The organism is Kribbella voronezhensis, assembly GCF_004365175.1.
GTDB classification, from domain to species: domain Bacteria; phylum Actinomycetota; class Actinomycetes; order Propionibacteriales; family Kribbellaceae; genus Kribbella; species Kribbella voronezhensis.
Window position 1 is genome coordinate 3,085,399 of the sequence record NZ_SOCE01000001.1, and the last position, 12,621, is coordinate 3,098,019.

The 12,621-nt window shown below is 68.1% G+C and carries 10 protein-coding genes; 5 read left to right on the forward strand and 5 right to left on the reverse strand.

Annotated features, from left to right (window positions below; all coding sequences use genetic code 11):
- Positions 1-9 precede the first annotated feature (9 nt).
- Both EV138_RS14065 and EV138_RS14070 read right to left on the reverse strand, forming a co-directional pair.
- Entirely contained in the window at positions 10-744 is a 735-nt protein-coding gene (locus EV138_RS14065) for an SGNH/GDSL hydrolase family protein (RefSeq protein ID WP_133979386.1), read from the reverse strand.
- 62 nt (positions 745-806) lie between these two features.
- Positions 807-1,679, reverse strand: a complete 873-nt coding sequence (locus tag EV138_RS14070) for a LysR family transcriptional regulator (protein ID WP_133979388.1) — start codon at positions 1,677-1,679, stop codon at positions 807-809.
- Positions 1,680-1,750: 71 nt separating this feature from the next.
- On the opposite strand from EV138_RS14070, the gene EV138_RS14075 reads away from it, so the two are divergent.
- Together EV138_RS14075 and EV138_RS14080 are read left to right on the forward strand one after the other, a co-directional pair.
- The gene (locus EV138_RS14075) at positions 1,751-2,968 is read left to right on the forward strand and encodes an MFS transporter (RefSeq protein ID WP_238158130.1); all 1,218 of its coding nucleotides are present in this window, start codon (positions 1,751-1,753) and stop codon (positions 2,966-2,968) included.
- Between the two features lie 4 nt (positions 2,969-2,972).
- The gene (locus EV138_RS14080) at positions 2,973-3,422 is read left to right on the forward strand and encodes an aminoacyl-tRNA deacylase (protein ID WP_133979390.1); all 450 of its coding nucleotides are present in this window, start codon (positions 2,973-2,975) and stop codon (positions 3,420-3,422) included.
- A 15-nt stretch (positions 3,423-3,437) separates the two neighbouring features.
- On the opposite strand, the gene EV138_RS14085 is transcribed toward EV138_RS14080, so the two are convergent.
- A complete protein-coding gene (locus tag EV138_RS14085) occupies positions 3,438-4,367 on the reverse strand; it encodes a helix-turn-helix domain-containing protein (RefSeq protein WP_133979392.1) in 930 nt (309 codons plus the stop codon).
- Positions 4,368-4,372: 5 nt separating this feature from the next.
- Positions 4,373-6,097, reverse strand: a complete 1,725-nt coding sequence (locus EV138_RS14090; RefSeq protein ID WP_133979394.1) for a chitinase — start codon at positions 6,095-6,097, stop codon at positions 4,373-4,375.
- A gap of 454 nt (positions 6,098-6,551) precedes the next feature.
- On the opposite strand from EV138_RS14090, the gene EV138_RS14095 reads away from it, so the two are divergent.
- Positions 6,552-7,373, forward strand: a complete 822-nt coding sequence (locus tag EV138_RS14095) for an HAD family hydrolase (protein WP_202866712.1) — start codon at positions 6,552-6,554, stop codon at positions 7,371-7,373.
- 292 nt (positions 7,374-7,665) lie between these two features.
- Here the strand turns inward: EV138_RS14095 and EV138_RS14100 are convergent, their stop codons facing one another.
- Positions 7,666-8,457, reverse strand: a complete 792-nt coding sequence (locus EV138_RS14100) for a Fic family protein (protein ID WP_133979398.1) — start codon at positions 8,455-8,457, stop codon at positions 7,666-7,668.
- A 79-nt stretch (positions 8,458-8,536) separates the two neighbouring features.
- Between EV138_RS14100 and EV138_RS14105 the strand changes: the two genes are divergently transcribed.
- Positions 8,537-10,771, forward strand: coding sequence for a bifunctional glycosyltransferase/CDP-glycerol:glycerophosphate glycerophosphotransferase (locus EV138_RS14105; RefSeq protein ID WP_133979400.1), 2,235 nt, complete (start codon positions 8,537-8,539; stop codon positions 10,769-10,771).
- A gap of 136 nt (positions 10,772-10,907) precedes the next feature.
- Positions 10,908-12,614 carry an arginine--tRNA ligase gene (gene argS / locus EV138_RS14110; protein ID WP_133979402.1) on the forward strand — a complete coding sequence of 569 codons (1,707 nt, stop codon included), beginning with the start codon at positions 10,908-10,910 and terminating at the stop codon, positions 12,612-12,614.
- The last annotated feature ends 7 nt before the right edge of the window (positions 12,615-12,621 follow it).

Below are 12,621 nucleotides of genomic sequence, written 5' to 3' on the forward strand. Positions count from 1 at the left end.
CCTGTTCGGTCAGGTGATGGTCTGGGCGATCAGTTCGTTGCGGGCGTCCTGGCCGAGTGGCACCGTCGTGTGCACACCGTCGCGCAGGTACATCGTCGGGGACATCCGCGACGGCTTGGCGGCCAGGAACTCGGCCCAGTGCACGATCTTCAGGTTCGGATACCGCTTCTGCGCGTCGGCGAGCTGCAGGTTGATCCAGCCGCTGTTGCGCTGGTCCGCAAGCCGCACCGCGTCGGTGACGCTGGTCCGGGCGACCTGCACGTTCACCCAGTACACCGTCCGGGTGGAACCGGCGATGCTCATCGTCCGGTCGATCTGGGCGGCCATCACCGGCGGGTTGAAGATGTCGTTGGACCCGGTCGCCATCAGGATTCGCTGCGGCATGCCGTAGGTGGCCGCCCAGTCGGCCAGCGCGTCGACGGCGGGTGCCGTCGGCCGGCCTGACCAGTTGTTGACGGCGAGCAGGATTCCGTCGGTGTTCAGCCGCACGGCCAGGGCATAGCCGTCCTGGACCGAGATGCTGTCGCCGAACATGTAGATCCCGTTGGCGTCCCGGACCTGCCGGATCGTCGTCGGCGTGGCGATCTTGTTCGAGTTGCCCTCCCACGGGCCGAGCTCACCCGAACCGTAGTCGTCGGCCGCGTAAGCGGCAGTGGTCGAGGCAACCGATGCGACCGTCGCTACCGCGCCGGCTGCGAACAGTTGCCGTCTGCTGGGCTTCAGGGACTTCCATGACTTCTCCACGCGAAGACCTTGCCCGGCCGGGCTCCGCCACGCCAAGACTCGTTGCAGCAACCTGCAGAGAATTACCAGGCCCGCACGAAGGACCGAAAGCGTTCGGCAGCCGGGGACAGCTGGCGGTGCAGACACCAGGCCAGGCCGATGTCACGACGAGCCCGTACGCCGGCCAGGGGCACCCCGCTCGCTCCGCTCTCCGTACCTCGGACTGCGCCGCCAGGCAGCACCGCAACGCCGAGTCCTGCGCCGACCAGCCGGTCGATGGTCGTGAGGTCCGTGCTCTCGAAGGCGACCGCAGGGGTGAAGCCCGCTGCTCTGCAGAGCTCGTCGGTGACTCGGCGGAAGCCGAAGTCGGGGCGCAGCGCGATGAAAGGCTCGTCGGCCGCCTCAGCCAGCCGCACTCGGTCGCGACCGGCCAGGGCGTGTCCTGGTGGGACGTAGAGACAGAGCCGTTGCCGTTCGAGCAGATGCCAGCCGAACGTGTCCTTGTCGGGTCTGGGACCGGTGATGCCCAACTCCGCTTCGCCGGACTCCAAGTCCCGGACGAGGTCGTGCGACGGCTGTTCCCGCAGCGCGAAGCGGATCGAGGGTGCGGACTGCCGGAAGGCAGTGAGCAGATCGGGCACCACGCCGGTAGCGACGGAGTGCAGGAACGCCAAGCGAACTGTGCCGGACTCGGGATCCAGCAAGGCATCGATGCGCTGCTGAGCCGACTCCACTGCACCAGCGGCAGCGCGGGCGCCCTCCAGAACGATCCGGCCGTACGGGTTGAGCCGTAGCCCGCGATGCTCGCGTTCGAACAGCCGAGTGCCGAAGGCCTCCTCCACGCGGCGAAGAGAGCGCGACAGATTCGGCTGACTGGTCTGCAGCGTCGCGGCCGCTTCGGTCAGATGCTCCGTCTCGGCCAGCACCACGAACCACCGCAGGTCGGTGACATTCATGCGGAAAGCGTATCGGTCCTCGCTGCCAACGACATTTTACGTATGTCAGCACATCTGGCACCGTCTCCTAGGTGCAAACAGTGCCCGAGACCGGCTACCTGCCCGGAGACGCCGGGTATCGCCGCCTGTCGGTTGCGTTGTTCGCAGCGGGCCTGGCAACCTTCGCGATGCTCTACAGCACCCAGCCGCTGCTACCTGAGCTGGCCGCGCAGTTCCGGGTGTCGCCGGGCGAGAGCGCATTCACCGTGTCGCTGGCCACTCTCGGGCTCGGTGTCGCGCTGCTGATCGCAGGTCCGGCTTCTGAGGTCTTCGGCAGAACGAAGTTGATGCGGTGGTCCGTGGCGATCGCGGCCGGCATCGCCGTACTGTGTGCGCTCGCACCCAACTGGCCGGCCTTGCTGGCGCTGCGGGGCGTCCAGGGCGTTGCGCTGGCCGGGTTGCCGGCCGTGGCGATGGCGTACCTGCGGGAAGAGGTTGACGAGAGCAGTCACGCTCGGGCAAGCGGCCTGTACGTCGCCGGCACTGCGGTGGGAGGGATGACGGGTCGCCTGGTCGCGGGTGGCCTGGCTGAGCTGGGTGGCTGGCGCACGGCACTCGGCGGTATCGCCCTGCTCGGTGTGACGTGCGCAGTACTCGTGGCCTTTCTCCTCCCTGCGTCGCGCAACTTCGTCGCCACTCCGCCCAGTCCGCGCAGGTTGCTGGAGCAGACCGCTCGCGTACTGAAGGACCCGGCGCTCCTTGCTCTCTACGGCATCGCCGCGACCGCGATGGGGGCCTTCGTCGCGGTCTACAACGCCACCGGCTTCCGGTTGGCGGCAGCGCCGTACGGGCTGGGGCCTGGGTTGGCGGGGCTTGTGTTCGCTGTTTATCTGGTGGGCTCAGCGGCCTCTGCAGTGGCCGGCAGACTGGCGGACCGGTACGGGCGGCGCGCTGTGGTTCCGATCGGCTGCCTGATCACCATGGCCGGTGTCGCGACGACGTCGGCCGCTCCACTCCCCTTGATCGTCCTCGGCCTTGCAGTGATGACAGCGGGGTTCTTCGCGGTCCACGGCGTAGCGAGTGGCTGGGTCGCTGTCCGTGCCCACGCCGGTGGAGGAGGCACCGGCCAAGCCGCAAGCCTCTACCTGTTCGCCTACTACCTGGGCTCCTCGGTCTTCGGCGGCCTGGCCGGTACTGCGTGGAGCCGTGGCGCCTGGCCCGGTGTCGTCGCCGAGGCATCAGCCCTGCTCCTGCTGACTCTCGCCCTGGCACTGCTGATCCGCCGGATTCCCAGCCGGATGCGAAACTGACCAGGTGACCAGAGCAAGCGATGCAGCCGACGAATTGGGCCTTGCCTACGAACTCACCCAGCACGGCCGGGTGAACTCGCTCGAAGAGGCAGCGGCGGCCCGCGGAATCGAACCGGCCAAGCTGATCAAGACGATCGTGGTCCGGCTGTCCGACAGCGACTACCGGTTCGTGCTGGTTCCTGGTGACCGCGAGATCGCGTGGCCGAAGCTGCGCGCGTTGCTGGGGCTCAGCCGCATCTCGATGCCCAGTGCCGAGACAGCACTCGCCGTCACCGGCTACGTGCGCGGGACGATCACACCGCTGGGCAGCACGAACGCGTGGCCGGTGATCGCCGACGAGCGGATCACCGGGACGATCTCGATCGGCGGCGGCGAGCACGGCGCCGGGCTGACCGTAGACGCCGAGGACCTGGTCAAGGCGCTCAACGCGACGGTCGCCGACGTCACGGACTAGCAGCCGAACCAGGCCCTAGATCAGCAACCCGCGCTGGCCCGCTCTCAACCCGGCCTGGAACCGCGTGGTGGCATCCAGCGACTTGAGAATGCGCTGCATCCGCCTCTCGACCGTCCGCTGGGCGACCCCGAGCCGCCGGGCAATAGCCTGATCAGTGAGCCCGGCAGCCGCCAGCGCAAGCAACTGGTGATCCTCTGCACTGAGCGGCCCATCACCCGACGACTCGGGCGTCAGCGAGGTCGCCTGTTGCCAGAGCAGCTCGAACAGCCGGACCAGCGCATCCAGCAGACTGGACGGCCCCAGCTCGATGACCTCCTGTCCGGTCTGCAACAGCCCCGTACGCCGGTCGGCTACCACCAGCTTCAGGGGTACGTCGCTGAGCATCCGGCAACTGGCCCCTGCACTCCGAGCGGCAGCCAGCTCGGCCGGGTTGCCGAGAGCCGCCATGTCATAGATCGTCCGGTAGCTCACGCCGTACGCGCGACGCGGTTCCACCGGCAACACGGCGTACGGCGGCTTGTCCAGCACCAGGACCTCGGTCTGGGCGCTCTGCTGGGCTTGGTAGAACCGCTGGGCGATGGCCTGTTCGCCACGGATCACGGTGAACGGTCCGGACTCGTGGGCAGCCCGGAACTCCTTGGTGAGGACGGAGGCGCTCAGCCTGGCCTGGACGATCGCGGCCTGCTTGCGGAGAGCGAGTAACTCGACCGCGGCTTCCGGGACGGCCGGGGTGTACCGGGCCGGGCGCCCCGCAGTACGGGACGCCAGGCCGAGTGACAGCAGCGACCTCAGGTGCCGGGCCACCCGTGCGGTGGGCCAGCCTGTGTCGTTGACCAGGTCGGTCGTAGTGGCTTCCGGCCGGGCCAGAAGCGCTCGGTAGAGCTGCTCGTCCTCGTAGCAGACTCCGAGCGCCTCCAGCACCTGCACGGGTCGGTAGTTGTGCATGCCTGTCAGGGGAGTGAGTGCACGTGGGAGCCGACCGTGCTGGAGAACCCGTTGCCGTTCAGCGCGTCCCAGTTGGTCGACCAGGTCATCGCGCCGCGCAGCGAAGGCCACGTGGTGCTCGGCTTGAAGCTGCCACAGTTGGTACCTCTGGCGAGGCAATCGAGCGCGTTGTCGACGATCGTCGGCGACACGTAGCCGCTGCCGGCTGCGCGGGAGGACGCAGGCAGGCCGAGGCCGACCTGGTCCGGCCGCAGTCCGTTCTGCAGCATGATGCAGGCCTGCGCGGTGATGAAGTCGACGGTGCCCTGGGAGTAGACCTGACCGTTGCAGCCGTTCATCGCACCGGAGTTGTAGTACTGCACGTTGACGATGGTCAGGATGTCCTTGATGTTCAGCGCCAGCTTGAAGTACTCGAACGAGGTGGCCTGCATGTCGATCGTCTGCGGCGCCATCGTGATGATCAGGCCACTACCGAAGCTGCTCTGCAGGCTCCGCAGCGCCTGACCCATGTACTGCGCGTTGACGCCGTTCTCCAGGTCGATGTCGACCCCGTCGAAGCCGTATTCGCGCAGGATGCCCAGCGCACTACTGGCGAAGTTGGCGGCCGCCGTCGCGTTGGTGACCGAGATGGTGCCGTTCTGGCCACCCACCGACAGGATGACCCGCTTGCCGGCCTGGTGCTTGGCAGTGATGTCGGCCTTGAAGTCGGCGGCCGTGTAGCCACCGAGACGGCTCGACAGGGTCGGGTCGAGCGTGAACGTGATGCCGCCCGGCTTGCTCGGGTCGGTGTCGGCGAAGGCCACCGCGATCAGGTCGTAGTTGGCCTGCACGTCCCGGATCCGCTGGACCGTGGCACCGTTGTCGAAGTTCTGCCAGTAGCCGGTCAGCACGTGCTTCGGCAGAGTGCCGCCACCCGGCGGCGGGTCGGTCGGCCCACTCGACGTCGTACCGGACGCACTCGCACCGTACGCCGAGCAGTTGCCGGCCGCGTCGCACGCGCGCACCTTGAAGCTGTACGTCGTACTCGGGCTCAGGCCGGTCGCTGTCCAACTGGTGACGTTGCCGACGCTCTGCCCGCTACCCGAGCCGCGGACCACGTCGTAGTGGTCCACACCGTTCGCATCCGACGAGGCAGACCAGCTGAGCGCCAGCGAGCTCGAGGTCGGGCTTCCCACGGTCAGACCACCGGGAGTGGTCGGCGGAGTGGTGTCCGGCGGCGGGGCGGTGCCGCCGGGACCGTCCAGGACGACGTCGTCCGCCTGGTACGCCGGGAGGCCGTACCAACCGTGGACGTAGACCGTGACCGTGGTTGCCGACGAGCTCGTGGTGAACGTGGTCGTCAGCTGGTTCCAGGAGTCGTTGGTGCTCCAGGTGCTGGTGCCGCCGTCGGCACCCAGGTACACGTTCGAGCCCTTCACCCAGGCCGAGAGCGTGTAGGTCGAACTCGGCTTGACCGAGACCGACTGGCCGCAGCGGGCGTTGTCGCCGGAGGTTGGACTGCCCTGCAGGGCCCAGTTGCCGGTGTGCGCCGAGCCGCTGACGGCGGCGCCGGTCCCGGACGAGCAGGACCAGCCGGACAGCGTGCCGGTCTCGAAGCTGCCGTTCGTGACGAGGTTGGTCGCCGCCGAGCTCGTCGGGGACAACACGGGCACGCCGGCGAGGGCGACAACAGCGGACAGCAGTGTGGAGATGATCGCGATGGTGGTGCGGGGGCGGGTTCGCGGTTTCATGTCTCACAAACTGTGACCAGTCAACTACATTGTCAAGACCCTACATAAAGTGGAAGCGCTCTCACGCGCGGGAAAAGCAAAAAATGAACAGTTTTCTAACCTTGACCGAACCGGCGGCCAGAGAGCACGCGCTCGATCTGGAGGAGGAAAGGCGACGGCCCCCGGCGGGGGGGTGACCGGGGGCCGTCTTCGGCCACGGGCTCGGGGGGAGGAGCCGGGGGCCGATCAGGAGGCGACAGTCTGCCACTGTCGAGGAGTATCTACCCCCCGAAACCGGATCCCACACATCTCAGTTCTGTAAAACCGAGAGCCTGCTCACCGGGCGCTCGGAGACCCCTCAGGAGGTCGCCCGAACCAGTGTCACTGTCACACTGCTCAACAGTCTAACGGGAGAGCAGGCCACACGAAAGGCCGGGCCCCTCGGCGTTTCGCGCCAGCGCCTATCCTCGTCTCCATGGAGCACCTGGGGACGTCCCGATCGGCCGCCTTCTTCGATCTGGACAAGACCATAATCGCCCGCTCCAGCACGCTGGCCTTCTCCCGTCCGTTCTACGCCGGCGGGCTGATCAACCGGCGCACCGTGCTGCGCAGCGCCTACGCCCAGTTCGTCTATCTGCTCGGCGGCGCCGACCACGACCAGATGGAGCGGATGCGCGAGTACCTGTCCGCTATGTGCACAGGCTGGGACGTCCAGACGGTCCGCGCGATCGTCGCCGACACCCTGCACCACATCGTCGACCCGATCGTGTACGACGAGGCGGTGACCCTGATCGAGGAGCACCGCGCGGCCGGCCGGGACGTGGTGATCGTGTCCTCCTCCGGTTTCGAGGTGGTCGAGCCGATCGGCGCGATGCTCGGCGCCGACAAGGTGATCGCCACCCGGATGGTAGTTGCCGACGGCAAGTACACCGGTGAGGTCGAGGAGTACGTCTACGGCCCGCACAAGGCGACCGCGATCACCGCGCTGGCCGAGGCGGAAGGCTATCTGCTGAAGGATTCCTACGGGTACTCCGACTCGATCACCGACGAGCCGATGCTGGCCGTGGTCGGCCATCCGTTCGCGGTGAACCCGGACCGCGCGCTGCGCCGGGTGGCGATCGCGCGCGACTGGCCGGTGCTGGATTTCAGCAAGCCGGTCGCCCTGGGCGAGCGCACCCGCTTCCACGAAGTACGCCGTCCGGCCGTCGCCGCGACCGTCGTCGGCGCCGGGCTGGCAGCGGCCGGCGTCCTGCTGTACGCCGCTCGCCGACGGGCGCGCGGCAGCGGCACTGCGTGACGGATCCTCAATTTTCACAGCTTCATGAAGACCGGCTTAGCCCTTCCCAGGAAGGGTTTTGCGGAGTACAAAAGAAGCACAAAGGACGGAGCCTTCCAGCGAAGTCCCGCAGAGAATCGCACGGCAGCCAGGCACCCACGCGGCGACCAGCCCATCCCAACCGGGCAGCACGACCTCACGTCAGGTTCGCGAGAACCACGACCGAGGCGGCAGACAAGGTGCACGCTTGGTAACCAGGATGGCGTGCCAGCGACGGCGCTCTCAGCTGAGAGCGCCGTTCGCATGTCGGCCGCTATTTCTCTTGCTGGGCAGAGATGTTGAGCGGTGACCGTTCGGCACCGAGGGCCACCACCTCACACGATCGCAGCAACCAGTCCCGTACGCCGGTCAGCCCGCCGCCGGCGTAGTCGCGCAGGCCTTGCGCGTACGACCCGGCCAGTTCGAGATGCCCCACCTCGGGCACCGTGACCGACACCGGGTCGATGCCCCGGGCAACGAGCAGGGCGCGCTCGGCGGCCCGGGCGACCAGGCCGTTCGCGGTCGGGAACGGCCGCAGGACGGCGAGTTCGGCGTGCACGATCGCGGCGACCACGATCCCCGGCGCGCTCGTCGGCCGGCTCAGCGCACGGGCCAGGCCGTGCAACCTCTCCCACATCTCGTCGGCGCCGGGCGCCTCGGGCAGGCCGGGAAGATCGTCCGGCAGCGGCTCACGACTGGTACGCAAGTGGCCCAACTGGTCCTCGGTGCCGAGTTCAGCGGCCGCCAACTGGTGCAGCCTGGTCCAGACCTGTACGGGCGTCTTCTCCAGCTGTGGGGCGAGACTCATCAATTCGCCGGTCATCCGGACGGCACCGACCGAGCGCGGGTCGCCCGCGCCCCGGCGTACCTGGTCCAGGGTGTCCTGGCTGCCGGCCAGCGCCGCTGAGGCGTGCGCGCCGCGGAGCAGGGCCTCGGCGGTCATGTCCGAACCGACCTTGCGCAGCCCGCGGTCGCGGAGCAGTACGTCGACGGCGTCCCGCGCGGCACGGGCGGCCGACCCGACCCCCTCCAGCGTCGCCAGCGGCTCGAACACATCAGCAGTCATGGCCTGCAGCCTAGGCTCCGGGGTGAACATCACCGGTAGTGGCCTGGGGCCTGCCGTCCGCAACCTAGGATGGCGTCTCATGGCCGCCAGCACCGACTCCGCCGGGGTCCCGAGGTTCAGCATCGTGGTCCCGTGTCACAACGCACGGGCCTGGCTGCGGCCGTGCCTTGATTCGGTCCTCGGCCAGTCCTTCACCGACCTCGAGGTGATCGGGGTCGACGGCGCGAGCACGGACGGTTCCGGCCGGATCCTGGACGAGTACGCCGCAGCCGATCCCCGGGTCCGGGCGGTGCACCTGAGCGACGACGTCGGGCTCGGGCTGACCCGCAACGCCGGTCTCAAGGAGTGCCGCGGCGAGTACGTGCTGTTCCTGGACGCCGATGACGTCTACCTGCCCGGCTCGCTGGCGGCGATCGCGGCCCGGATCGACGACACGTCCCGGCCGGACCTGGTGATGTTCGACTACGAGCGGATCTTCTGGGACGGCAAGGTGGTCCGCAACCAGCGGCACGACGCGTTCGCCCGGGAGGGCCAGGGTGTCTTCACCGCGGCGGAGCGACCGGTCTTCCTGACCTTCCTCGAGGTGATCTGGAACAAGGCCTACCGGCGCGACTTCCTCAGCCTGCACGGCTTCGTCTTCACCACCGGGTACTACGAGGACGTGCCGTGGACCTACTCGACGATGCTCACGGCCGGGCGGATCGCCACCTTGGACCGCGTCGTGGTGCACTACCGCCAGCACCGGACCGGCGGGAACATCCACGCCACCCGGACCCAGCGGCAGTTCGACATCTTCGACCAGTACGACCGGGTGCACGCGTTGATCTCCGCCGATCCCGAGCTGGCCGGCTGGGGGCGGTTCGCGTTCGACCGGTCGCTGGACCACATCCTGGCCGTGCTGGCCAAGCCCGAGCGGATCGATCCGGACGACCGGGCCGAGTTCTTCCACGCCGGCGCCGCGTTCGCCAAACGCTGGAAGCCGGACGGGTACGCCGCCGACCGGACCGGCCGCGGTTTCCGGCGCTGGCTGCTGATCCACGACGACTACGCCACCTACTCGACGCTCAAGCTCAGCTCGAAGGTGCTGCGTGGCAGTGCCTCGCTGCCGAGTCCCCGCAAGGCCGTCGACAGGCTGCTGCACCGGGAGCTGGATCCGAACCTGGTCCTCTACGCCGCGTACTGGTTCAAGCAGTACGCCTGCAACCCGCGCGCGATCTTCGAGAAGGCGGCCGAGCTCGCACCGCAGTTCCGTGGTGTCTGGGTCGCCGACGCGGACCATGTCGACGCGATTCCGGAGGGCGTGGAGTACGTGGTGGCCGGCTCCCCGGCGTACGAGAAGCTGGTGAACCGGGCTACGTACTTCGTCAGCAACATGAACCTGCCGCGCGAGCTGGACAAGCGCGAGGGACAGGTCCACCTCCAGACCCAGCACGGCACGCCGCTGAAGACGATGGGGACGGATCTGAGGCACTTCCCGATCGCGGCGAAGGACCTGGACCTGGAGGAGCTGATGCGCCAGGTCGACCGCTGGGATTACAACCTCTCGTCGAACCGGTACTCCTCGGAGATCTGGGAGAGGACCTACCCGTCGCACTTCGAGGAACTCGAGTACGGCTTCCCGCGGAACGACCGGTTGCTGACGGCGACGCTGGACGAAGTACGGGCGATCAGGGCGTCGTTCGGGTTCGACGACTCGCATCTGGTCGTGCTGTACGCGCCGACCTGGCGGGACGGGCAGGACGCCGTACGGACTCCTACCGGTCTCGTCGATCTCGGCGGCACGGGCATCCACCTCGACCTGGACCGGCTGGCCGCGGCTGTCGGTGAGCACGGGCGGGTGCTGGTCAGGACGCACTACTCGCTGTCGCAACATCCCTCGGCGCACTCGAGCCGGGTGGTGGACGCGTCGGACTACCCGCGGGTGGAGGACCTGATGCTGGCGGCCGACGTGCTGATCTCGGACTACTCGTCGATCACCTTCGACTACGCGAACCTGGACCGGCCGATCATGCTGCTGGTCGACGACAAGGGCACGTACGAGAACGCCCGCGGGACGTACTTCGACATCACCGAGTTCCCGCCCGGGCTGGTGGCGCGCTCGGCGGAGGAGTTGTTCGCCGCGTTGCAGACCGGCCGGTTCGCCGCGGCGGAGGCGGCCAAGCACCGGCAACTGTTCCGCGAGAAGTTCTGTGAGTTCGACGACGGGCAGGCCGCCGAACGCGTTGTACGGCGGGTGTTTCTCGGCGAGACCGAGGTGCCGCCGGTGATCCCGCTGGCGGACCGGCGGCCGGCTCCGTCGCCACATCGGCTCTGAATCGTGCATACTTGGAGCCATGTCGACCTCGCCGGTGATCGCTAGCGCTGTGAGCGCTGCTTCCGGCCTGCGACGACGACGCACTGTCTGAACACCTCAGTCCTGTTCCAGTGCCTCGTTTCGAAGGATCTTCGTCATGTCTTCTCTGCTGCCTGTCCTTGCCCTGCGGTTGTCCGCTGCCGCCGGAACCGCCTTCGGTACGGCGTACGCCGAGCTCGACCCTGAGTTGCGGGCGGCAACCAAACCCGAGTTCGGCCACTTCCAGACCAGCCTCGCGCTCCGGCTCGCCAAGTCGCTCGGGCTGCCGCCACGGGTGATCGCCGAGCGGCTGGTCGCGGCTGCCGACCTGGACGACCTGTGCTCGCTGTCGATCGCCGGACCGGGTTTCGTCAACCTGACCGTGCATCCGCCTGCGCTGGCCGACGCCGTCAATTCGCTGCCCGGCCGGCTGCCTGCGCGCGGACAGCGGGTCGTCGTGGACTACTCGCAGCCCAACGTGGCCAAGCAGATGCATGTCGGGCACCTGCGGTCGACGGTGATCGGGGACGCGCTGTGCAACGTGCTCGCGTACGTCGGGTACGAGGTCGTCCGGCAGAACCATGTCGGCGACTGGGGCACGCAGTTCGGAATGATGGTCGAGCAGGTCCTCTTCGAGCAGCTCGGGGTGGAATCCCTCGATATAGAAGGGTTGCAGCAGCTTTACCAGCGGGGCCGGAAGCACTTCGACACCGAGCCGGCCTTTGCGGATCGGTCCCGGGCCCGGGTGGTCCTGCTGCAGTCCGGCGACGCGGAGACGCTCGCGATCTGGGCGCAGATGGTCGAGGTGTCGCTGGTGGAGTTCGACCGGCTGTACGCCGTACTCGGCTCTCCTTTGACGCGGGCCGATGTCGTGGGCGAGAGTGCGTACAACGACGACCTGCCGGTGATTGTCGACGAGTTGGCCGCGGCCGGGTTGCTGACCGAGTCCGAGGGTGCGCAGTGCGCGTTCCTTCCTGGGTTCGTCGGCCGGGACGGCTCGCCGTTGCCGGTGATCGTGCGGAAGTCGGACGGCGGATTCGGCTACAGCGCAACGGATCTGGCGGCCGTGCGGCATCGGGTGTCCGACCTGCACGCGGACCGGATCATCTATGTGGTCGACCATCGGCAGGCGTTGCACTTCCAGCAGATCTTCGCGCTCGCCCGGACGGCCGGCTGGCTGCCGGAGACCGTGCCGGCCGAACATGTTGCCTTCGGCACTGTCTTGGGACCGGACGGAAAGCCCTTCAAAACCAGGGACGGCGGGACGGTCCGGCTGGCCGCCCTGCTTGCCGACGCCGTGGCACGGGCTTCGGCGTTGCTGGCCGGACGGGATGACGCCCTGTCGGAGCCCGAGCGGTTGGCGATCGCCGAAGCCGTCGGGATCGGCGCGGTCAAGTACGCCGACCTGGCGAGCGACCGGATCAACGACTACGTCTTCGACCTCGACCGGATGGTCGCGATGGCGGGCAACACCGGGCCGTACCTGCAGTACGCGCACGCACGGCTGACCCGGCTGCTCGAGAAGGCCGGCGAAGCGCCCGGCCGGGTGACGCAGCTGACAGAGCCTGCCGAGCAGCGGCTGGCGTTGCTACTGACCGGCTTCGGCGACACCGTCGTACAGGTGGCTTCGTCGCTGCAGCCGCACAAGCTCTGCACGTATTTGTACGACGTCGCGAGCGCGTTGTCGGCCTTCTACGAGACGTGTCCGGTCCTGACGAGTGCTGGTGAGCAGCGGGCCAGCCGGCTGGGGCTGTGTGCGGCGACCCGGACGGTGTTGCACGATGGCCTGGGCCTGCTCGGCATCACGGCCCCCGACTCGATGTGAGGTTGCC

What these genes read in the sequence shown, in the direction of transcription:
- EV138_RS14085 (WP_133979392.1), bottom strand. Translation starts at nt 4,367, where the DNA reads ATGCACAACTACCGACCCGTGCAGGTGCTGGAGGCGCTCGGAGTCTGC.
- EV138_RS14070 (WP_133979388.1), bottom strand. Translation starts at nt 1,679, where the DNA reads ATGAATGTCACCGACCTGCGGTGGTTCGTGGTGCTGGCCGAGACGGAG.
- EV138_RS14095 (WP_202866712.1), top strand. Translation starts at nt 6,552, where the DNA reads ATGGAGCACCTGGGGACGTCCCGATCGGCCGCCTTCTTCGATCTGGAC.
- EV138_RS14100 (WP_133979398.1), bottom strand. Translation starts at nt 8,457, where the DNA reads ATGACTGCTGATGTGTTCGAGCCGCTGGCGACGCTGGAGGGGGTCGGG.
- EV138_RS14105 (WP_133979400.1), top strand. Translation starts at nt 8,537, where the DNA reads ATGGCCGCCAGCACCGACTCCGCCGGGGTCCCGAGGTTCAGCATCGTG.
- argS (WP_133979402.1), top strand. Translation starts at nt 10,908, where the DNA reads ATGTCTTCTCTGCTGCCTGTCCTTGCCCTGCGGTTGTCCGCTGCCGCC.
- EV138_RS14090 (WP_133979394.1), bottom strand. Translation starts at nt 6,097, where the DNA reads ATGAAACCGCGAACCCGCCCCCGCACCACCATCGCGATCATCTCCACA.